Source organism: Chryseobacterium arachidis (genome assembly GCF_900129245.1).
In the GTDB taxonomy this organism is placed as follows: Bacteria; Bacteroidota; Bacteroidia; order Flavobacteriales; family Weeksellaceae; genus Chryseobacterium; species Chryseobacterium arachidis.
Genome location: NZ_FQUT01000021.1, coordinates 13,445 through 34,044, shown reverse-complemented (window position 1 = coordinate 34,044; position 20,600 = coordinate 13,445). Strand labels below are relative to the sequence as shown.

Below are 20,600 nucleotides of genomic sequence, written 5' to 3'. Positions count from 1 at the left end.
AAATATGAAAATAAAAGAAACGCCTTTAAAAGACTGTTATATCATTGAGCCTACCATCTTTGAAGATGACAGAGGGTATTTTTTTGAAAAATTTAATGAAAAGAAGTTTGAAGAGCTTACCGGAATGAACGGGCATTTTGTTCAGGATAATATTTCAAAATCTTCTTATGGCGTTTTGCGGGGGCTTCATTTGCAGAAAGGGGAGCATGCCCAGGCGAAATTAGTGTCGTGTTTAGAAGGGAAAGTTTGGGATGTTGCAGTAGATTTAAGAGAAGATTCGCCAACTTTTGGGAAATGGTTCGGAATCGAACTGACTCCTGAAAATAAACTTCAATTATATGTACCCAGAGGTTTTGGACATGGATTTTCTGTATTGAGTGAAACTGCGATTTTTGCATATAAATGTGATAACTTTTATGACAAAGATTCTGAAGGCAGTGTAATTTGGAATGATTCTGAATTAAATATCGATTGGAAATTGCCATTAGACGTTGTTCAATTATCCGAAAAAGACAGGGTATTGCCCACATTTTCAGAAAGAAACTTTTAATAGAATATTGAAAACCACCTCATTGAAGTGGTTTTTATTTTTTAATTCAAACGCTTCAATATTTTGTATCTTTGCAAACTCAAAATCAAAAAGATGCGCACAAAATCTGTAGGTAAGAAGAAAATTAATGTAGTAACGCTTGGATGTTCCAAGAATGTTTATGATTCTGAAGTCTTGATGAGTCAGCTTAAAGCCAATGGTAAAGAAGTTGTTCACGAAGACAGAGGGGATATTGTGGTAATCAATACCTGCGGATTTATCGATAATGCAAAGGAAGAATCTATCAATACCATTCTGGATTATGTGGAAGCCAAAAACAGAGGTGAAGTAGAAAAAGTATTTGTTACCGGTTGTCTTTCTGAAAGATACAAGCCGGATTTGGTCCGTGAAATTCCTGATGTTGACCAATATTTCGGAACAAGGGATCTTCCTATTTTACTAAAACATTTAGGAGCAGACTACAAGCATGAATTGGTAGGAGAAAGATTAACAACTACTCCTAAGCATTATGCCTATTTAAAGATTTCCGAAGGTTGCGACAGGCCTTGCTCTTTTTGTGCGATTCCTTTAATGAGAGGTGGACACGTTTCTACTCCGATTGAAAAACTGGTTACAGAAGCTCAGAAGTTAGCAAAAAAGGGAACCAAAGAACTGATTTTGATTGCTCAGGATCTTACGTATTACGGTTTGGACATTTACAAAAAACGTGCACTTGGAGATCTTCTAAAAGAATTGGTAAAGGTAGAAGGAATTGAGTGGATTCGTCTTCATTATGCTTTCCCAAGTGGTTTTCCGGAGGATGTTCTGGATATTATCAGAGAAGAACCGAAAGTTTGTAATTATATAGATATTCCTCTTCAGCACATTAATTCAGATTTGTTGAAATCCATGAAGAGAGGAACTACTCACGAGAAAACAGATGCTCTTTTAGGAAAGTTCAGAGAAAAAGTTCCGGATATGGCAATTAGAACGACTCTTATTGTAGGATATCCGGGAGAAACCGAAGAAATTTTCCAGGAGTTAAAAGATTGGGTAAGAGAACAGAAATTCGACAGATTGGGTTGTTTTACTTACTCTCATGAAGAAAATACGGGGGCTTATGTTTTGGAAGATACTATTCCTCAGGAAGTAAAAGAAGCTAGAGTAGAGGAGATCATGGAGATCCAGTCTCAGATTTCTTGGGAGAAGAATCAGGAGAAAATTGGTCACGTATATAAATGTATTTTTGATAGAAAAGAAGGGAATTATTTCGTAGGAAGAACAGAATATGATTCTCCCGATGTTGACAATACAGTCTTGGTTTCTGCGGAGAATACATATATTTCAATAGGTGATTTTGCCGATGTGAAGATTACTTCAGCGGAAGAATTTGATCTGTATGGTGAATTAATTTAATTGTTCACAAATAATTGATATCTTTTTAATCAAAATCGCTTATCGTTAAATATAAAGCAATGTAATAATAATGTTAATAAATTTTAACATAAATTAATTTATATTTGTTTTGGTTGTAATTGATTGATATTTAGTTATTTAATTTTTATTCCAAATAAAATGTTAAAACTTTTCAGTCTAATCTTGCATACATATACAATAAAATATTAAATTTGCAGTGTAGATAGATTTTAAAGCCTATCCGATTATCACTTAAGTATTTAAATAGACTTATAACTGAATTTGAAATTATATATAATAAAAATATTTAATTTTTATTGATAATTTTCAATTTGGGGGTGGTATCCCAATAATTATTTGAATATTATTGATGAAAATATAATTTAAATCTTAAAAACTTATGAAAAAATTTTTATTAACAGCGACTATGTTAGTCGGATTTGTAGCGATCGCTCAGGCTCAGCAAGGACGTGTGGGTATTAATACCACAACTCCTGCAGCTACCTTAGATGTTGTAGCTAATACAACGGATACTGCGAGACCAGACGCGCTCTTGGTTCCCCGTATGACTAGAGCACAGTTATACGCTAAAGACAATGCTTACGTTGCAGCTCAGAATGGAGCAATTGTATTTGTGACGACGATTGATGGTACTGCTACCACTAAAACAGCCAATGTTACTGCTACGGGATTCTATTATTATGATGCTCCTAATGCGGTTTGGAAGGCAGTTGGTGGTAATACAGCACTGCAGTATAGAATACGTGAAGCGCAGGCTGCTTCTGCAACTTATGATTGGTCAAATACCAATTTTGATTATTGGGAGTTTAATTCAGGGTCAGAATTATATTTGGGAAATCCTGCTCTTTTTACTGGTAGAACTATTTATGTAAGAAATTCTTCTGCTGGAACAATACAATTTACTGGTACAGAACTTACTACAAGACCTAGAAATGTTGTAGCTATAACATCTCAATCCTCAATGACACTTTATAGTAACGGAACTGCTTGGTATCTAATTTCTGGTAGAAACTAATAATTAAAACATAAATAAAATGAAAAAGTCTTTTTTAAATATAGTTAGTGCTTTCTTTCTGATTTTAGGAGTAAATGCTAACGCTCAGATATTAGGTAATGGTCCTGCATCATCTTCTTTAGCGGGAACTAACTATTTTTTAGATAATAGTAATTTTGAAGGTTTGGCGAATCAAAGTTATGGTAGAGGTTTAGGATTTCCAAGAACCAACTTAACTACTTTCCAATTCAACACATCTCCAATGGATAATGACGTTACTTTATCTCATTTTGATGGTATGGTTGTTTTTAACAGCGCTACTGGTAATACGGTTGCTGGCCAAGGAGTACAGGTTGCGGTTATTCCAGGTTTCTATTATTTTTCTAATCCAGGAAATCCAGGAAATATTACAAATGGTAGATGGATTCCGATGGGTACAAACTCAAGAGTAAATGTTTTAAACGGAGTTGCTGCTGGTGTACCAACAAATACACAAGTTGATGGTGCTCAGGTTTACGCATACAAAGGACAGTTTACTACTACAGGAACTTCAACGGCTGTTACTTTAGCTGTTCCTACTGGTCTTACTTCAATGTATGGAATTACTATTTTCAAAAGAGCATCAAGTGGTAATAAAGTAGTTTTCTCAAAAGAATTATATTCTTTTGATTCAACAAACGGAGCTGCAGTTACAGGTTCTCCTAGTATGTCTGTGGTCTATCCTGCTGATACTTATGATTATATATTAGAATATTTTAAATAATTTTCTAATACTTAAATAAATAAAAAGCCAACTGAATTCAGTTGGCTTTTTATTTATTTAAGTACTGATATAAGTTCTTCCTTTTATTGTTTTTAAATGAACTGAACACAATAAATATTGAATCTTAAAATTCTTTAACTTATTGATTATCAAAATTATTTTAGTGTTAAAATAATCCTAATTTATAGAATTTAGTTAAAATTGTTAACTTTTCAATCTTTTTTTTAACACTTTTTAACAATAGGTGCTAAAATGCCTATTAATAGGGAGTTATAATGAATATTAAGATAAAATTTAGTTTTTATTAACGTTTGTTAACAAATAAAATAGGCTCGTTGAAAGATTCCTTATAGATTTGCCCCTGTCAAAACCAATAAAAGTTCAACATGATGAAAAGATTCATTCTCGTAATCATAATGATGATTTCAACCCTTGGTATTTATTCTTTCAAAATAAATGCCACAGATGCGAAAAAAACAAGTTATGCATCGTACTACCACGATAAGTTTAACGGTAGAAAAACAGCCAGCGGAGAAATCTTTGATAACGCAAAGTTTACCGCAGCAAACAGAACGCTTCCATTTGGAACAAGTATTAAGGTAACAAACCTTAACAATGGTAAAGAAGTAATAGTGAGAGTAAATGACAGAGGGCCTTACCATTCATCAAGAGCTTTAGATATGTCTAAAGCGGCGTTCGATGAAATCGGAGATACCAATAGAGGTACGATTCCGGTGGAATATGAAATTGTCGATTAAATTTTATGATTTAAATTAAAAAGCCAACTGACTCAGTTGGCTTTTTGCTTGTTTTAAAGGCTCAATTCTACTAAAGCAGGACAATGATCAGAATGTACGGCTTCTTTCAAAATTACGGCTCTTGTAAGCTTTTCTTTTAAAGTGTGGGATGTAAAGTTATAATCAAGTCTCCATCCTTTATTTCTTTCCCTTGAGTTTTGCCGGTAACTCCACCATGTATAATTATCAGGTTGATCATTAAAAAACCTGAAACTGTCGATCAATTCACATTCATTAATGAAATTGGTCATCCATTCCCTTTCCATTGGTAAAAAGCCGGAAACATTCTTTAAGCCAATCGGATTGTGGATGTCGATTGCTTCATGGCAGATATTAAAATCTCCGGAAATAATAAGATTTGGGATTTCTTTCTTTAAATTTTTAATATAATCTAAAAAGTCATGACAGAACTGCATCTTGAAATCGAGTCTCTCAATATTAGAAGCTGAAGGTACATACACAGAAATGGCAGAGAATTCATCAAAGTCGGCACGGATAATCCTTCCTTCATTATCATAGCTTTCGATACCGCAACCATATTCTACATGATTAGGCTTGATTTTAGAAGCAATTCCGACGCCGCTATAGCCTTTTCTTACCGCTGAATGCCAATAACTGTGATAACCTAATTTTTCAAGGCTTTCAATGTCAATCTGGTCGTTTCCTGCCTTGCTTTCCTGAATGCAGATAATATCCGGATCAGCCGTTTTCAGCCAACCTAAAAAATCTTTAGTAAAAGCTGCCCGGATTCCGTTTACGTTATAAGTGATTAATTTCATGATTCAAAAATATTAATAAAAAAGAAGCGGAAAAAATCTTTGATTTTTTCCGCTACCCTTATAACCCGAAGTTAAACTATGAAAAAAACTATTTGGGTTCTAAAATGCTGATAGGAATAATACATTCTTCTAATGAAATTCCCCCGTGTTGATAAGTTTCTTTATAATAATTCACAAAGTGATTATAATTCTTAGGATACGCCAGGAAAATATTATTCTTGGCGAAAATATATTTTGAGCTTAAATTCCCTTTCGGTAAAAATAATTTTTCAGGATTGGTAATAGCCCAGACATCGCTGTCGTCATACGTTAAACTTTTCCCTGTTTTATAACGGATATTGGTTGAGGTTTCTCTGTCACCTACAACTTTGCTCGGTTTCTTGACGTAAACTGTTCCGTGATCGGTTGTTATCACTAATTTGAAGCCGTTTTCTGCAGCGACTTTAATGATTTTCAATAACGATGAATTTTCAAACCAATTCAAAGTTAAAGATCTGAACGTTTTATCATCACGGATCAACTGATCAACAATGTGGTTGTCTGTTTTGGCATGAGAAAGAATATCAATAAAGTTATAAACAATTACCAAAAGATCATTGTTTTTATGCTGATTGAAATCGTCATAGATTTTTCTTTCAAAATCGGCGTTCAGAACTTTTAAATACTTCATGGATTTAGAACCTAAACCGATTCTTTTCATCTGATCTTCTAAAAAATCGCGCTCAAATTCATTTTTATTTCCTTCTTCATTGTCATTGAACCATTTGTCGGGAAAACGTTTTTCGATTTCCGAAGGCATTAAACCTGCAAAAAATGAATTTCTTGCATATTGGGTCGCAGTAGGAAGAATGCTGTAATAGTAGTCTTCAGAAGTCTTATTATAATATTTTGTGAATAATGGCTCGATCACTTTCCATTGATCATAACGAAGATTATCGACCATTAACAACAAAACTTTATCCTTTTCAACCTCAGGCTTTACTTTTTCTTTGAAAAGGGTGTGGCTCATGTTGGGTTTTTCGCTCCCATTCAGCCAGTCTTCATAATTTTTTTCAATAAACTTTGCAAACTGAATATTGGCTTCTTCTTTTTGAGACTGAAGAAGATCTGCAAACTCATTGTCTGTAACTTTATCGAACTTCAATTCCCAATTCACGATTTTTTTGTAATATTCAGCCCAATCCTGATACGTTCTCAGATAAGAAAGTTCTATAGATAAGTTTCTGAATTCCTGCTGATATTGAAGAATCGTTTTTTGTTCAACCAGATTATCCTGTTGAAGATTTTTCTTTAGCGATAAAAGAATCTGATTAGGATTTACCGGTTTTAATATATAATCTGCGATTTGCGAACCGATTGCCTCTTCCATGATGTGTTCCTCTTCGCTTTTTGTCACCATCACGATTTTTAGGGAATTATCTTTATCTTTGATCATCGGGATGGCTTCCAAACCGGAAATTCCGGGCATATTTTCATCGATCAATGTCAATGCGAATTTTTCAGAATCCATCAATTCCAACGCCTCATTAACGTTATTAACAGGCGTTACCTGATAGCCTTTTTTTTCAAGAAAAACGATGTGAGGTTTAAGTAAATCTATTTCATCATCTATCCATAATATCTTTTCCGACATAATTTATTTTTTACATGGTTAATAGTATCAAATTGCTGACCAATTCTATTTAAAAACTGCCAAAATACGCAGCTATAAAGTTAAATATAAGTTAAATGAAAACATAACGAAATATTTTTGTTTTTCTTTTATTTAATTGCCGTTTTTTATATATTCCAAAGCTCTTTCCAGAACTTCATCTTTTCCTTCCTGAATGCCTCTTACAGTGGGTCTTACAATAATATCAGGAACTATTCCGATTCTTTGGGTTTCGGTTCCGTTCGGGTAATAAGCCCCCAATCCTGTAAAACACGTTTCCAGATCAGCAATATTAAATCTGATAATATCTCCGTTCGCTCCGGATGTATATCCTCCAATCACTTTGGCTTTCGGATGTTGTTTTAGCATCATTACCGTTGTTTCGGCCTGGCTTTGTGTGTTTTCATTGACCAAAACAATGACATTGTCTTTGTAGTAATCGGAATTGTTGCTTCCGATGCTGTTTTTCCGGCTATAAAATTTACTCAAATAATTTGTTTCCGGGAAATTAAATTGATAATAAATTTTATTTTCAGGAAGTAATAATCGGCTTAACGGTAAAATCGTCATTTTCGGATAATTTCTGGAATCAAAAATGATCGATTCTGTGTTCTCTAAATTTTTAAACATTTCATTCAGATCAGCTTTTGTGATCATTCCCATATTTACATAGCCAATTTTCTTTTCATCATCAAGAAATTTCCATTTTTCCGGAATCGTTGGCTTTTCAGTAATAATTTCCTTCTGAGAATATGTTTTTACTCTTAAGCTTAAATTTTTCCCGTCTCTTTCAATTTTAAGATCGGTTGAATCTTTATTGGTGTAAAGAAAAAGATATTTCGATTTATTGATTTTCCCCCAGGAATTGGAAGCCGGAAGATATTTCCCGAAAGAATTTATTTTTTGAGAAATCGTTAAACCATTAATATCATAAATAACATCACCGGCTTTCAACGGATTTTCATTATTGAAAATATTGGCATTAAGTTTTGTCACAACCAATTTTCCTTCCGCGTAAGCGTATTGTACGGGAACATTTTTTCTTCCGTATTGGTTTAAACTGATTAACCTTGAAAACAAGAAAGCATGAGAATCATCTGTTTTGGTAACCAATTCTGCTAAAGTCAAATGATAATTTTCATCATTATTAATGGCAAGAAATTTTGGGATCATTTCTTTTAAAACATCATTCCAGTTTTGGTCGGTTTTATATTTGTAAGCGAAAAAATATTCCGCATAATTCCAATATCTGAATAATTCCAAAAGAGCGATCCGTTTTGAGGTGAATTTCGAACCGTAAGAATTTTCATTCCTGAAATACACCTTTCTTCCATTTAGCCCGAAATAATGATTTTCACCGATATTTCTGTTATTTTGAATAAACTTTAGTTTTTGAGTTACATTCTCAGTGAAAATATTCTGATCATTAATCCAGCTTAAATCAAAATTTTTCAAAAAATAGACTTTATTTTCTTCTTTCAGGCATTCTTTACATTCATTAACTTTTCCTAAACTTTCAATCCAGTTAGAATAAAACTCGTTCAGTTGGTTTTTATTATTAATATTTTCAAGTTCATCAATTTTCTGAAACAATTGCTGATCCCAGTTAAAATTTCCTTTGGCAACATTGGGATGATAATATTTCAAAAATCCCCAAACTCTACAAAGAAATTCCAATTTCTGAACTTCAGGTAAATTCTGTGCTGAAAAATGTAAGCTTAAAAAGAGTAGAATGAAAAGTGAGAATTTTCTCATGAAATGTTATTCGCCGTTTTAATTAATCAAAGATAATTTTTTAAACATAAACAGGATAAATATTTTCACAGATGATACAAATTGAAAAGAAGTTTTGGCTAAAGCTTGTTCCTACTGATAAAATCGAACTAGTTAAGAAAATTTACATTCAACCTTTGCTGAGTGAAAAGCCTTTGCGAACGAAAATATGCAGATTAATTTTGAGAAAAATCTTTGCGGACTTTGCGTCCAAAAAATCTTTATAAAATAATTTTGTGTCATTCGTGAAAATATTAGCGCTATTCGTGTTTAAGATATTTTTTAATCCTAATTTAATCAAACCTAAAATTTAAAATTCCTAAATTTGTTACAAATACAGACGTTTCCAATGCAGAATAAGCTAAAAATCATCAATGATCCCGTTCACGGATTTATCAGAATTCCACATGAAATTTTATTCGACATTATAGAGCATCCTTATTTCCAGAGACTGAGAAGAATAGGGCAGACCGGACTTTTGAATTTGATTTTTCCGGGTGCAACACACACAAGGTTTCATCATGCTTTGGGAGCGATGCATTTGATGTTTACGGCTTTGGAAACATTGAAACAGAAAGGGGTAAAGATTTCGGAAGAAGAGGAAAAAGGAGCAATGCTGGCGATTTTAATGCATGACATTGGTCACGGGCCGTTTTCTCATGCGCTGGAAAGCATGCTGATGGACGACTGGCATCACGAAAATCTTTCATTATTACTGATGAATAAATTAAATGATGAATTTAATGGAGATCTGTCATGTGCAATTGAAATGTTTCAGGGGAAATATCACAGAAAATTTTTCAATCAACTGATTTCTTCGCAACTGGATGTTGACAGGTTGGATTATTTAAAACGAGATAGTTTCTTTACCGGAGTTTCTGAGGGGAGTATCAATACGCAGCGAATTATTTCTATGATGAATGTCTGCGAAGAGGGAGAATTGGTTATTGATGCCAAAGGCGTCTATTCTATTGAAAATTTCCTGACTGCAAGAATGTTCATGTACTGGCAGGTGTATTATCATAAAACTTCCGCATTGGCAGAATTTATTTTGGTGAAAATCCTGGAGAGAGCAAAATATTTGGTTTCCCAAGGTATTGATCTGCCTGCGACGGATAATCTTAAATACTTTTTATACCGTGGGAAAAGTTTGGCAACGGACGAAGATATCGAAAGATTTACACAATTGGACGACAATGATATTATTCAGGCGATGAAAAACTGGCAGAATTCTGATGATTTTGAGCTGTCTTACTGGTGTAAATGTGTGATTCAGAGAAACCTTCCGAAAACGATTATTTCATCACACCCTTTTGATGAGAAATTTATTGAGGAAAAGATAAAAAATACCAATGAATTTTTCGGAATCAATAATGGAAAAGATTTGGTTCATCAGATAAAACGAAAATTACTGCCTTACGACACCGAAAAACAACCAATTTATCTGTTACAGAAAAACGGTAAAAAAATTAGACTTGAAGAATCGGAAGACCAGCTTTTATCAGGATTGATGGTTAATAAAACAAAACGTTATATTTTAACTTTCCCGAGAGATATTTCAAGCATAATTTCTTAAAGTATATTAAAATTCACAATCCGAAAATTAAAAAATGTTTGCGAATTACAGAATTTCTTATCTTTGCAGAATATGGAATTTACAGCTTCGCAAATTGCAAGTTTTATTGACGGAAAAATAATAGGTGACGAGAATGCACTTATTACTGGAGTTTCACCTATTGAAGGCGGAGAAACAGGACATCTTTCTTTTATAGCACAAGATCGGTTTTCGCATTATTTGGATACTTCAAAATGTTCCGTTATCATCGTTTCTGAAAATCTTTTGGCAAAAGATACTTATAATCCTACTATTATTGCAGTAAAGGACGCTTATCTTTCTTTCCAGGTTTTAATGAATCTGTATCAGGAAATGCAGGGTAGAAAAGAAGGTATTGAAGATGGCTCTTCGATCCATGATACCGCTGTAATCGGTGATAAGGTGTATATCGGAGCTTTCACTTATGTTTCTGAAAAGGCAAAGATCGGGGAAGGATCTCAGATCTATCCGCACGTTTATATAGGTAAAGGAGTAAAAATCGGTAAAAACTGTAAAATTGACAGTGGAGCAAGAATTTATGATTATTGCATTATTGGTGATAATTGTGTAATTCATTCAAATACTGTGATTGGCGGTGATGGTTTTGGATTTCAGCCGACTCCGGATGGTTTCAAAAAAATTCCTCAGTTAGGAAATGTAATCATTGAAGATGATGTGGAAATCGGTTCAAACTGTAGTATCGACAGAGCGACAATTGGTTCTACAATTATAGGTAAAGGAACAAAAATCGATAATCTGATCCAGATTGCACACAACGTGAAAATCGGAAAAAACAACGTAATTGCAGCACAGGCGGGAATTGCAGGATCTACAATAATCGGCGACTGGAATCAGATTGGAGGTCAGGTGGGTGTTGTCGGTCATATTAAAATCGGAAATCAGGTGAAAATTCAGGCGCAAAGTGGAGTGAATTCCAGCGTTAGTGATAAGGAAACGATTTACGGCTCTCCTGCGATAAGCTATAACGATTACCTTAGAAGTTACGTACATTTCAGAAATTTACCTGAAGTTGTAAAAAGAATAAATAATCTCGAGAATAACTCAAAAGATTAAAACTAATGAGTGATATGCAAAAAACACTTCAACAGGAAGTGACACTTTCCGGAATCGGACTTCATACTGGTAAAGAAGTAAAACTAACCATGAAACCTGCAAAAGAAAATACAGGTTTCGTATTCGTAAGAACAGACTTAGAGGGGCATCCTCAGGTTGAAGCTGATGTTAACTATGTTGTAGCGACTGAAAGAGGAACGACATTAGAAAAATTAGGAGTAAAGATCAATACCTGCGAACATCTTTTAGCGGCTTTGGTAGGTTGTGATATCGATAATGCCATTTTAGAGATGGATGCTTCTGAACCACCAATTTTAGATGGATCATCAAAGTTTTTTGTTGAAGCTATCGAAAGTGTTGGAGTAGTTGAACAAAATACAGCGAGGGAATATCTAGTTGTAAAAGAAGTTCTTACCTACAGCGATCCGGCTACGGGATCAGAAATCACCATTATTCCTTCAGATACATACGAAGTAACTACGATGGTAGATTTTGGAACTAAAGTTTTAGGAACACAGAATGCTACCATTAAAAATATTTCTGAGTTTAAAGAAGAAATTTCATCTGCAAGAACATTCAGTTTCTTACACGAGCTGGAAATGCTTTTGGACCACGGTTTGATCAAAGGTGGAGATATTTCCAATGCAATTGTTTATGTAGATAAAGATCTTACTCCTGAAACGACAGAAAAATTAAAGAAAGCCTTTGGTAAAGACAACGTATCAATCAGACCAAACGGAATTCTCGATAATTTAAATTTAAATTATCCTAACGAAGCGGCAAGACACAAATTACTAGATGTAATCGGTGATTTGGCTTTGGCAGGAGTGAAAATAAAAGGTAAAGTAATTGCTAATAAACCAGGACATTACGTAAATACTCAATTTGCGAAAAAACTGAACCGTCAGTGGAAATTGCAGAAGAAGAAAAACGTTCCTGATTTTGATTTAACAAAAGAGCCTGTTTTCGATATCAACGGAATCATGAAGCTGATGCCTCACAGACCTCCGTTTTTGTTGATTGATAAAGTTCTTGAGCTTTCAGATTCTCACGTTGTAGGTCTTAAAAATGTTACAATGAACGAGCCTTTCTTCGTTGGACATTTCCCGAAAGAGCCAGTAATGCCGGGGGTTTTACAAGTTGAAGCTTTAGCACAGACAGGGGGAATTCTTGTATTGGCAAGTGTTCCGGATCCTGAAAATTATTCTACTTATTTTATTAAAATTGATAAAGTAAAATTCAAAAGAAAAGTAATTCCTGGAGATACGCTTATCTTTAAAATCGAATTGATAGAGCCTATCAGAAGAGGAATTGTTCACATGCAAGGTTATGGTTACGTAGGAGATACGGTAGCTGTAGAAGCAGAACTAATGGCCCAAGTTGCAAAAAATAAAGTTGATTAAATGATTCATCAATTAGCAGCCGTAGATAAACGTGCGAAAATCAGCAAAAATGTAATTGTAGAACCATTTACTACTATTGCAGGGGATGTGGAAATCGGGGAAGGAACATGGATAGGTCCCAACGTTACCATCATGGATGGGGCAAGAATTGGAAAGAACTGCAGAATTTTCCCGGGAACGGTAATTTCTGCGATTCCTCAGGATTTAAAATTCGATGGTGAAGATACGCAGGTTATTATCGGTGACGAAACAACCATCAGAGAATGTGTGACGGTAAACAGAGGAACGAAAGCGCTGGGTTACACAAAAATCGGAAAAAACTGCCTGATTATGGCGACTTCTCACATTGCTCACGACTGCGTTATCGGAGATCACGTTATCATTGTAAATGGTTGTGGTATTGCAGGTCATGTAGAAATTGGCGATTATACGGTTATGGGAGGTTTATCAGCTGTTCACCAGTTTGGTAAGATCGGAAAGCACGTAATGATTTCAGGAGGTACTTTGGTAAGAAAAGATATTCCGCCTTATGTGAAAGTGGCTAGAGAACCGATGTCTTATGCGGGAATCAATTCTGTAGGATTAAGAAGAAGAGGATTTACCAATGAGAAAATCTTTGAAATTCAGAAAATCTACAGAGCTATTTTCCAAATGAAGATGAACGTTTCCCAAGCGATTACGCATATTGAGAAAGAAATGCTTCCTACTGCTGAAAGAGATGAAATCCTTCAGTTTATCCAAAATTCTCCGAGAGGTATCGTAAAAGGATACGGAACCGGAAAAGACAGAGAATAATTTTAATAAATACTGTCATGAAAAACTTAATCTTACTGATAACGCTCTCTGCGACATCTTTTCTGTTTGGACAGCAAACGGAAGGATTAAAAACTGAGAAGACAACCAGGACTTCCATTATGGAAAGAAAGCTTCCTTCGAAGTCTAATGATAGTATTGCCAGGAATAACTTTAATGATATTCTGAAACAAAATAATACCGGCAGCAATTCAATTTTAGGTACTGCCAGCCCATACAGTTCCGAGATCCAGACGAATGTCAACAGATTGAATAATAATATGAATACATTTAACAGCAATAATGTATTCAATAGAAATCAGTTTCAGGGTCAGGGAATACAATTTAATAAAAGAAAATAATTATATACAAAATTAATGGCAACAAGTAACGATATCAGAAAAGGTCTGTGTATAGAGTACAGCAATGATATTTATAAAGTAATCGAGTTCCTTCACGTAAAACCAGGAAAAGGTCCTGCTTTCGTTAGAACAAAATTAAAATCTGTAACCAACGGAAAGGTAATCGACAATACATTCTCGGCAGGTCACAAAATCGACGAGGTAAAAGTTATCACAAGAAAATATCAGTATCTTTATGATGATGAGAATGGTTTTCACTTCATGAATAATGATGACTTCTCTCAATTATACTTAAATAAAGATATGATTGAAAACTCAAACCTGATGAAAGCTGGTGAAGAGGTTACGATCATTTTGAAAGAAGTAGACGAAACCCCGCTTTCTGCCGAATTACCGCAGTCTGTTTATTTGGAAGTAGTAGAAGCTGATCCGGGAGTAAAAGGAAACACAGCAACAAACGCTCTTAAAAACGCAATCGTTGAAACAGGAGCAAGAGTAATGGTTCCTTTGTTTATCGAGCCGGGAGACAAAATCAAAGTGAGCACTGAAGACGGTTCTTACCTGGAAAGAGTAAAAGAATAATTATTCAAGAATAATATGAGGCTGAAAGTTGTTATACTTTCAGCTTTCATTTTTTATGGCAGCTATTTCCGCCCTCCGTTCCCGCTTTTTTGTCTCGTCTTTTCAGACGAAACAAAAAGAGCTCCACTCAGGTCGGGCTGCGACTAAAGTTGAAAAACAAAACCTTGTCAAGATTTCAAATCTTGACAAGGTTGAAAATTTAAAAACATCATTTAAAAAATATGACGTTTCATCAGCCACAAAAACTGAAAACTATTGCAGATCTTATCGGGGCTAAATTTATCGGTTCAGAAGATTTCCAAGTATTGGGAACCAACGAAATCCACATGGTAAGACCTGGAGATATCGTTTTCGTCAACCATCCGAAATATTACGATAAAGCTTTAAATTCTGCTGCAACCATCATTTTAATTGATAAAGAAGTAGAATGTCCGGAAGGAAAAGCGCTTTTGGTTTCTGATGATCCTTTCAGGGATTTCAATAAGATCAATACTCACTTTACGAGAATATATAACTTTACCGAAGAACTTCACGATGTAGAAGTCGGAGAAGGTACAAAAATCCATCGCACTGCTGTTATCGGAAATAATGTGACAATCGGAAAAAACACCCTTATTTTTCCAAATGTGGTCATTGGTGACAGAACGGTTATCGGTGATAATGTTGTTATCCAGTCAAACACCGTTTTGGGTGGCGACGCTTTTTATTACAGAAAATTAAACGGAAATTTCGACCGTTTAATCTCTGTTGGAAACGTTGTGATCGAAAACAATGTAGAAATAGGAAACGGCTGTACAATCGATAGAGGTGTTACGGATTCTACGGTAATTGGAGAAGGTTCTGTTTTGGATAATCAAATCCAGATCGGCCATGATACCGTGATTGGTAAAAAATGTCTGATCGCTTCACAGGTCGGTATCGCAGGATGCTGTGTCATCGGTGATGAGGTTACTTTATGGGGACAGGTTGGTATTGCTTCCGGAAACAAAATCGAGAGTGGATCAGTCCTTTTAGGCAAAACCGGAGTCAACAGAGATCTTGAAAAAGGAACGTATATCGGGATGTTCGCAGAAGATTTTAAAACTTATCTGAAAAAAGAGGTTAAACTGAGAAATCTCAAATAAACAAATTGTTTAGATTTATCTTTAATCAAAGAAATTTAATTAAATTTGTGAGCATTAATAAAAATAATAAATAAATTAAAATTATAATAAAATGTCAATTTTAGTAAACAAAGATTCTAAAGTAATTGTACAAGGATTTACAGGGAACGAAGGTACTTTCCACGCGGGTCAGATGATCGAATACGGAACAAACGTAGTAGGTGGTGTTACTCCGGGAAAAGGGGGTAGCGAGCACTTAGGAAAGCCGGTATTCAACACTGTTGCTGATGCTGTTGCAAAAGCTGGAGCTAACGTGAGTATCATTTTCGTACCGCCTGCATTTGCTGCTGATGCTATTATGGAAGCTGCTGAAGCGGGGATCAAAGTGATTGTATGTATTACTGAAGGTATTCCTGTAGCGGATATGGTAAAAGTAAAATCTTATATCGCCGACAGAGACTGCAGATTAATCGGTCCAAACTGCCCTGGAATCATTACTTCTGAAGAAGCTAAAATTGGTATTATGCCAGGTTTCGTTTTCAAAAAAGGTAAAGTAGGTATCGTTTCAAAATCTGGTACTCTTACTTATGAAGCTGCAGACCAGGTGGTAAGAGCTGGTTTCGGTATTTCTACAGCTATCGGTATCGGTGGTGACCCAATCATCGGAACTACTACAAGAGAAGCTTTGGAATTATTCATCAACGATCCCGAAACTGAAGCGGTTGTAATGATCGGTGAAATCGGTGGTGGTCTTGAGGCTGAAGCTGCAAGATGGTACAAAGCTAGCGGTTCTACTAAACCTGTTGTAGGTTTCATCGCAGGACAAACTGCTCCTAAAGGAAGAACAATGGGACACGCTGGTGCTATCGTAGGTGGTGCAGAGGATACTGCTCAGGCTAAGATGGAAATCATGAGAGAAAACGGTATTACTGTTGTAGATTCTCCGGCGGACATCGGTGCTACTATTGCAAAAGTTTTAGCTTAATATTAAAAACATCAATATGAAAAAAATTTTATTAGCCTCTGCAATGGCTGTCAGTACTCTGTCTTTTGCACAAATTGACCTTAAAAGTACAAGATTCGGTATCAGTGCAGGAGGCAATTATTCGGGTGTTAAAAATGCCCACAATCCCTCAGGAAAAAGATTTGCGTTTCAGGCAGGAATTTTAGCTTTAATCCCTATCGGGAAGGCAAACCAGTTTTATCTTCAACCCGAAGTTCAGTATTTTGGTGCTGGAGAAACAGGGAAAGATAAGGATGCTAAAGGTATTGATGGTTACGATGCAGTATATGCGAATAACTATTTAAGTGTACCGGTTAGCTTTAAAGCTTATTTTTCTGAAGCAGAATCAGAATTCTTTGGTGTAGTTGGTCCTAGATTTAATTTTTTATTGAACCAGAGTGTGAAGAATGTTCCGGTATCAAAACCTTACTATGATCCGGATTATAAATCGGAGCTTGGTAACCCAAAACTGAACGGAAAAGCCAAAAGCTTCAACTTTGGAATTGGTCTTGGAATTGGTTATAGCTATAAGAGACAACTGGAGCTTACGGCAAGATATGATTTCGGTCTTTCGAATACCTATCCTGGTCTTCAGTATGAGCCGAAAGGAACTGATAAAAAGAAATCTGAGCAGGTTCTTAGCGTAAGCTTAGCCTACATCTTCAATTAAGAATTTATTTCAAGCAGAACATAAAAAATCCCGAAACTTAGGTTTCGGGATTTTTGTTTATTTTAATAACAATCAAAATTATTTTCTTTCATAATTTTTAATTATTTCTTCAATTTCATTTTTATAAAGATAAGGAGTTGATTCATTTTTCCCTTCCTGACTTAAAAGTATGTTCTTTCCTATAAACTTTTTGTTTTCCCAATCGGTTATATATATTCTTGTCTTTGTTATATAAGTTGATTCTTTTTCAGTTCCGTTTGAAATATAAGCAGTTATGGAGCTGAATTGTTTTTGGTCAATAAGTATAGGCTTATTGTTATACAGATAGACTATTGTGTAGTTATCAATACATCCATACCGCCTCAATGCATATTGATTGCATTCTTTTTTTGTAATTATTTTTGCTTTCGGAAGCAATTTATTAATGTTTTCAATCAGTAATTTACTTTCATCGGCTAGGTTTTCAAAAACAATATCTTCATTTAAAGCCTGAGTATAATGAAGATTGAAAATACTGACCATTAGTAACAGAAAGGCTTTTTTCATTATAATTCAACTAGAATTTAATTTTTAATCCATTTCCAGATTTCCTTCAAAGTAGCCTTATTTCCGTACATTAAAATTCCCACTCTATAAATTTTCCCGGCAAGGAAAATCATAAAAATAGTTGTTCCTAAAAGCAATCCGATTGATAAAGCAATCTGCCAGGCTGGAACCCCGAAAGGGATTCTTGCAATCATGGCAACCGGCGAGGTAAAAGGTATAATCGACAGCCAAAATCCAAGCGGCCCGTCAGGATTATTCATCAGTGTAAAACTTCCATACATTCCCAGCATCAATGGGAGAATAGCAAATAAAGTAAATTGTTGCGTTTCCGTTTCATTGTCTACTGCAGAACCAATGGCTGCATAAATAGAGCTGTAAAAAATATATCCTAAGAGGAAAAACACGATAAATACGAAGATAATTAAAGGGAAATTCAATTCTAATAAACTGTGCGAAATCTGCGTTCCGATTTGCAGAATGTCAAACTTGCTCATCATCTCTTCGTTTCCTCCGGGAATATTTTTCGGTATGGATGAAAAACCTGTATTCAAAACTAAAGCTCCAACCACGGACATCGTGATCCATACCACAAACTGAGTCAGGGCAACCATAGTTACTCCCAGAATTTTCCCCATCATCAGCTCGAAAGGTTTTACGGAAGAAATGATAATCTCCACAACACGGTTGTTTTTTTCCTCCAAAACACTTCTCATTACTCGTACTCCATAAATGATGATAAACATGAATGTTACGTACATTAGAAGCATACTTAGCACACTTTTCACACCAAAAGCAAGATCAGAATCTTCCTTATTGTTTTCAGAAACATTGATAGTCTTTAAGGTAAAGCTTTTATCAAGGCTATTGAGCTGCGTTTGTTCGATACCCAATTGTTTGATTTTTTCTTTTTTAACAACATCTGTAATATCAGAAACAATCTTCTTTTTGGTATCAAATCCGATTTTGTTGTTAATGATCAGTCTTGTATTCTGTTGTAAATCATCAAAATTTTGGTTTTTTAATTCCGGTAAGATTAAAATCCCGTCTAAGGATTCATTGCCTTTTAAATTATTGATTTTCGATTTTTCATCGGCTGCTGATACGATGACATAATTCAGCTGGTCATCCGACTTCAGTTGATTTTTAAATAAGCCGCTTTTGTCAACCACCTCAATCACACTGTGCGATTCGTTGGCTTTAAACATCAATCCGATTACCGCTCCGAAGGCAATCAGCATCACCGGAGCCAAAAGTGTCAGTATAACGAAGGATTTTTTCTTTACCTGCGTAAGAAATTCCCTTTTTGTAATTAAAAAAATATTATTCATCATTAAGAGTTATTGCTTACCGCATTAATAAATACCTCATTCATGCTCGGAATTTTTTCATCGAACGATCTTACTTTTCCTACCTGTACAAGATCCAGAAGAATATGGTTCTGATCGGATTCGTTTTTTAAATCGAAGGAAAGCAGGTTGTTTTCATTATTCATATTGAAAATCTCATATTTATTCCTAAAACTTTCAAGCTGAGTGTTATTTACTTCAGAAAGGGTAATCCCGAAGATATTTTTCTTGAATTTTTCTCTCACATCGAAAACTCTTCCGTCAATAATTTTTTGGGAATTATTAATTAAAGCAACATAGTCACACATTTGTTCCACACTTTCCATTCTGTGAGTTGAAAGGATGATCGTTGTTCCGCTATTTTTAAGTTCGATGATCTGATCTTTAATTAAATTGGCATTCACCGGGTCGAAACCTGAAAAAGGCTCATCTAAAATCAAAAGATGAGGTCTGTGTAAAACGGTTACTACAAACTGAATCTTCTGAGCCATCCCTTTGGAAAGTTCAGACAGTTTTTTCTTCCACCATTGATCGATATGAAGTTTGTCGAACCATTTTTTGGCTTCCTGCAACGCATCATTTTTACTCATTCCTTTCAGTTCCCCGAAATAAAGAAGCTGATCGCCGACGGTCATATTTTTGTATAGACCTCTTTCTTCAGGCATGTACCCGATGTCTTTGATATGATTGGGATTAAGCTTTTCTCCGTTAATCTGGATTTCTCCGGAATCAGCCTGAGTAATTTGATTAATGATACGGATGAAAGAAGTTTTCCCGGCTCCGTTCGGACCTAAAAGACCATAGATGCTGCCTTTTGGAACATGGATGCTGAAATCATCCAAAGCTACCTTTTTACCGGCATTGTAGGTCTTTCTGATATGTTCTGCTTTTAGCATTAATTTGTTTTTATAATTAGTATAAAAATGTTCCGAAAGTTACGGAATTATTAAAACAGAATTAAGCTAAAAGAAAAAATCCTGATGATTATCAGGATTTAAATTTATTGTTTTACAATTTGGGTAACTTTCATTGTATTGTCACTCAAAATGTATCGGATTAAATATTTTCCGGGTTTTAGTTTTTCAATATTGATCTCTCCCGAGTTCATATTGACGGTATAGTTGGCAACCTGTGTTCCTAAAATTGAATAAAAGATGACGCTTTTAATTTTTAGGTTGGCATCTTTTGCCTTCACGATAAGAAAATCCTTGGCAGGATTGGGGTAGGCCACAAGAACTCCGTCATCTGACTTCTGTGAGAACGATGCGGGCTCTTTGATTTGTGCTTTTAAATTGCTGGAAAATCCAACAAAAGTGCCTAAAAAGATAAATAAAAGTAAAAGTTTTTTCATCAACGTCTGATTTGCATAATTATTACTAACAAAATTAATAAATTCTATAAT

General features: G+C 34.9%; 21 protein-coding genes. 14 read left to right on the top strand and 7 right to left on the bottom strand.

The window, feature by feature from the left end; translation table 11 throughout:
* The first annotated feature begins 4 nt into the window (after nucleotides 1-4).
* From rfbC to BUA89_RS21850, 5 genes are all read left to right on the top strand, one after another.
* A complete protein-coding gene (gene rfbC, locus BUA89_RS21870) occupies nucleotides 5-550 on the top strand; it encodes a dTDP-4-dehydrorhamnose 3,5-epimerase (protein WP_072964013.1) in 546 nt (181 codons plus the stop codon).
* Between the two features lie 93 nt (nucleotides 551-643).
* Entirely contained in the window at nucleotides 644-1,945 is a 1,302-nt protein-coding gene (rimO, locus tag BUA89_RS21865; RefSeq protein ID WP_072964011.1) for a 30S ribosomal protein S12 methylthiotransferase RimO, read from the top strand.
* Between the two features lie 427 nt (nucleotides 1,946-2,372).
* Nucleotides 2,373-2,981: a hypothetical protein gene (locus BUA89_RS21860; RefSeq protein ID WP_143152420.1), complete on the top strand. Its 609-nt coding sequence runs from the start codon at nucleotides 2,373-2,375 to the stop codon at nucleotides 2,979-2,981.
* A gap of 19 nt (nucleotides 2,982-3,000) precedes the next feature.
* Entirely contained in the window at nucleotides 3,001-3,723 is a 723-nt protein-coding gene (locus tag BUA89_RS21855) for a hypothetical protein (RefSeq protein WP_072964007.1), read from the top strand.
* A gap of 386 nt (nucleotides 3,724-4,109) precedes the next feature.
* Nucleotides 4,110-4,481: a septal ring lytic transglycosylase RlpA family protein gene (locus tag BUA89_RS21850; RefSeq protein ID WP_072964004.1), complete on the top strand. Its 372-nt coding sequence runs from the start codon at nucleotides 4,110-4,112 to the stop codon at nucleotides 4,479-4,481.
* Nucleotides 4,482-4,534: 53 nt separating this feature from the next.
* On the opposite strand, the gene BUA89_RS21845 is transcribed toward BUA89_RS21850, so the two are convergent.
* From BUA89_RS21845 to BUA89_RS21835, 3 genes are all read right to left on the bottom strand, one after another.
* Nucleotides 4,535-5,299, bottom strand: coding sequence for an exodeoxyribonuclease III (locus tag BUA89_RS21845; protein ID WP_072964002.1), 765 nt, complete (start codon nucleotides 5,297-5,299; stop codon nucleotides 4,535-4,537).
* Nucleotides 5,300-5,387: 88 nt separating this feature from the next.
* Nucleotides 5,388-6,932, bottom strand: a complete 1,545-nt coding sequence (gene porX / locus BUA89_RS21840) for a T9SS response regulator signal transducer PorX (protein WP_072964000.1) — start codon at nucleotides 6,930-6,932, stop codon at nucleotides 5,388-5,390.
* A gap of 132 nt (nucleotides 6,933-7,064) precedes the next feature.
* Nucleotides 7,065-8,705, bottom strand: coding sequence for a S41 family peptidase (locus tag BUA89_RS21835; RefSeq protein ID WP_072963998.1), 1,641 nt, complete (start codon nucleotides 8,703-8,705; stop codon nucleotides 7,065-7,067).
* Between the two features lie 367 nt (nucleotides 8,706-9,072).
* On the opposite strand from BUA89_RS21835, the gene BUA89_RS21830 reads away from it, so the two are divergent.
* The 9 genes from BUA89_RS21830 (at nucleotide 9,073) to BUA89_RS21790 (ending at nucleotide 17,306) form a co-directional block, all read left to right on the top strand.
* The gene (locus tag BUA89_RS21830; protein WP_072963996.1) at nucleotides 9,073-10,299 is read left to right on the top strand and encodes an HD domain-containing protein; all 1,227 of its coding nucleotides are present in this window, start codon (nucleotides 9,073-9,075) and stop codon (nucleotides 10,297-10,299) included.
* A gap of 72 nt (nucleotides 10,300-10,371) precedes the next feature.
* On the top strand, nucleotides 10,372-11,391 hold the full coding sequence (gene lpxD, locus BUA89_RS21825; RefSeq protein ID WP_072963994.1) for a UDP-3-O-(3-hydroxymyristoyl)glucosamine N-acyltransferase: 1,020 nt from the start codon (nucleotides 10,372-10,374) through the stop codon (nucleotides 11,389-11,391).
* A 5-nt stretch (nucleotides 11,392-11,396) separates the two neighbouring features.
* Nucleotides 11,397-12,794, top strand: coding sequence for a bifunctional UDP-3-O-[3-hydroxymyristoyl] N-acetylglucosamine deacetylase/3-hydroxyacyl-ACP dehydratase (locus BUA89_RS21820; RefSeq protein ID WP_072963992.1), 1,398 nt, complete (start codon nucleotides 11,397-11,399; stop codon nucleotides 12,792-12,794).
* Nucleotides 12,795-13,589 (top strand): acyl-ACP--UDP-N-acetylglucosamine O-acyltransferase, encoded by a 795-nt coding sequence (gene lpxA, locus BUA89_RS21815; RefSeq protein ID WP_072963990.1) that lies wholly within the window; start codon nucleotides 12,795-12,797, stop codon nucleotides 13,587-13,589.
* 17 nt (nucleotides 13,590-13,606) lie between these two features.
* Entirely contained in the window at nucleotides 13,607-13,948 is a 342-nt protein-coding gene (locus BUA89_RS21810; protein WP_228420662.1) for a hypothetical protein, read from the top strand.
* A 15-nt stretch (nucleotides 13,949-13,963) separates the two neighbouring features.
* The gene (gene efp, locus BUA89_RS21805; RefSeq protein WP_072963987.1) at nucleotides 13,964-14,530 is read left to right on the top strand and encodes an elongation factor P; all 567 of its coding nucleotides are present in this window, start codon (nucleotides 13,964-13,966) and stop codon (nucleotides 14,528-14,530) included.
* A gap of 221 nt (nucleotides 14,531-14,751) precedes the next feature.
* Complete coding sequence (locus BUA89_RS21800; RefSeq protein WP_072963985.1) at nucleotides 14,752-15,654, top strand: UDP-3-O-(3-hydroxymyristoyl)glucosamine N-acyltransferase; 903 nt, start codon at nucleotides 14,752-14,754, stop codon at nucleotides 15,652-15,654.
* Between the two features lie 91 nt (nucleotides 15,655-15,745).
* Entirely contained in the window at nucleotides 15,746-16,618 is an 873-nt protein-coding gene (sucD, locus tag BUA89_RS21795) for a succinate--CoA ligase subunit alpha (RefSeq protein WP_072963983.1), read from the top strand.
* A gap of 16 nt (nucleotides 16,619-16,634) precedes the next feature.
* Nucleotides 16,635-17,306 carry a porin family protein gene (locus BUA89_RS21790; RefSeq protein WP_072963981.1) on the top strand — a complete coding sequence of 224 codons (672 nt, stop codon included), beginning with the start codon at nucleotides 16,635-16,637 and terminating at the stop codon, nucleotides 17,304-17,306.
* 78 nt (nucleotides 17,307-17,384) lie between these two features.
* On the opposite strand, the gene BUA89_RS21785 is transcribed toward BUA89_RS21790, so the two are convergent.
* The 4 genes from BUA89_RS21785 to BUA89_RS21770 all read right to left on the bottom strand — a co-directional run bounded on the left by BUA89_RS21785 (nucleotide 17,385) and on the right by BUA89_RS21770 (nucleotide 20,549).
* Nucleotides 17,385-17,852, bottom strand: a complete 468-nt coding sequence (locus BUA89_RS21785; RefSeq protein WP_072963979.1) for a hypothetical protein — start codon at nucleotides 17,850-17,852, stop codon at nucleotides 17,385-17,387.
* A 17-nt stretch (nucleotides 17,853-17,869) separates the two neighbouring features.
* Nucleotides 17,870-19,180 (bottom strand): ABC transporter permease, encoded by a 1,311-nt coding sequence (locus BUA89_RS21780; protein WP_072964074.1) that lies wholly within the window; start codon nucleotides 19,178-19,180, stop codon nucleotides 17,870-17,872.
* 2 nt (nucleotides 19,181-19,182) lie between these two features.
* Nucleotides 19,183-20,094 (bottom strand): ABC transporter ATP-binding protein, encoded by a 912-nt coding sequence (locus BUA89_RS21775; protein WP_072963977.1) that lies wholly within the window; start codon nucleotides 20,092-20,094, stop codon nucleotides 19,183-19,185.
* Nucleotides 20,095-20,198: 104 nt separating this feature from the next.
* On the bottom strand, nucleotides 20,199-20,549 hold the full coding sequence (locus BUA89_RS21770) for a T9SS type A sorting domain-containing protein (protein WP_072963975.1): 351 nt from the start codon (nucleotides 20,547-20,549) through the stop codon (nucleotides 20,199-20,201).
* Nucleotides 20,550-20,600: the final 51 nt, after the last annotated feature.

What these genes read in the sequence shown, in the direction of transcription:
- BUA89_RS21785 (WP_072963979.1), bottom strand. Translation starts at nt 17,852, where the DNA reads ATGAAAAAAGCCTTTCTGTTACTAATGGTCAGTATTTTCAATCTTCAT.
- BUA89_RS21855 (WP_072964007.1), top strand. Translation starts at nt 3,001, where the DNA reads ATGAAAAAGTCTTTTTTAAATATAGTTAGTGCTTTCTTTCTGATTTTA.
- sucD (WP_072963983.1), top strand. Translation starts at nt 15,746, where the DNA reads ATGTCAATTTTAGTAAACAAAGATTCTAAAGTAATTGTACAAGGATTT.
- BUA89_RS21780 (WP_072964074.1), bottom strand. Translation starts at nt 19,180, where the DNA reads ATGAATAATATTTTTTTAATTACAAAAAGGGAATTTCTTACGCAGGTA.
- efp (WP_072963987.1), top strand. Translation starts at nt 13,964, where the DNA reads ATGGCAACAAGTAACGATATCAGAAAAGGTCTGTGTATAGAGTACAGC.
- BUA89_RS21810 (WP_228420662.1), top strand. Translation starts at nt 13,607, where the DNA reads ATGAAAAACTTAATCTTACTGATAACGCTCTCTGCGACATCTTTTCTG.
- BUA89_RS21820 (WP_072963992.1), top strand. Translation starts at nt 11,397, where the DNA reads ATGAGTGATATGCAAAAAACACTTCAACAGGAAGTGACACTTTCCGGA.
- lpxD (WP_072963994.1), top strand. Translation starts at nt 10,372, where the DNA reads ATGGAATTTACAGCTTCGCAAATTGCAAGTTTTATTGACGGAAAAATA.
- BUA89_RS21790 (WP_072963981.1), top strand. Translation starts at nt 16,635, where the DNA reads ATGAAAAAAATTTTATTAGCCTCTGCAATGGCTGTCAGTACTCTGTCT.
- BUA89_RS21830 (WP_072963996.1), top strand. Translation starts at nt 9,073, where the DNA reads ATGCAGAATAAGCTAAAAATCATCAATGATCCCGTTCACGGATTTATC.
- BUA89_RS21845 (WP_072964002.1), bottom strand. Translation starts at nt 5,299, where the DNA reads ATGAAATTAATCACTTATAACGTAAACGGAATCCGGGCAGCTTTTACT.
- BUA89_RS21850 (WP_072964004.1), top strand. Translation starts at nt 4,110, where the DNA reads ATGATGAAAAGATTCATTCTCGTAATCATAATGATGATTTCAACCCTT.
- BUA89_RS21835 (WP_072963998.1), bottom strand. Translation starts at nt 8,705, where the DNA reads ATGAGAAAATTCTCACTTTTCATTCTACTCTTTTTAAGCTTACATTTT.
- BUA89_RS21775 (WP_072963977.1), bottom strand. Translation starts at nt 20,094, where the DNA reads ATGCTAAAAGCAGAACATATCAGAAAGACCTACAATGCCGGTAAAAAG.
- lpxA (WP_072963990.1), top strand. Translation starts at nt 12,795, where the DNA reads ATGATTCATCAATTAGCAGCCGTAGATAAACGTGCGAAAATCAGCAAA.
- BUA89_RS21770 (WP_072963975.1), bottom strand. Translation starts at nt 20,549, where the DNA reads ATGAAAAAACTTTTACTTTTATTTATCTTTTTAGGCACTTTTGTTGGA.
- BUA89_RS21800 (WP_072963985.1), top strand. Translation starts at nt 14,752, where the DNA reads ATGACGTTTCATCAGCCACAAAAACTGAAAACTATTGCAGATCTTATC.
- BUA89_RS21860 (WP_143152420.1), top strand. Translation starts at nt 2,373, where the DNA reads ATGTTAGTCGGATTTGTAGCGATCGCTCAGGCTCAGCAAGGACGTGTG.
- rfbC (WP_072964013.1), top strand. Translation starts at nt 5, where the DNA reads ATGAAAATAAAAGAAACGCCTTTAAAAGACTGTTATATCATTGAGCCT.
- rimO (WP_072964011.1), top strand. Translation starts at nt 644, where the DNA reads ATGCGCACAAAATCTGTAGGTAAGAAGAAAATTAATGTAGTAACGCTT.
- porX (WP_072964000.1), bottom strand. Translation starts at nt 6,932, where the DNA reads ATGTCGGAAAAGATATTATGGATAGATGATGAAATAGATTTACTTAAA.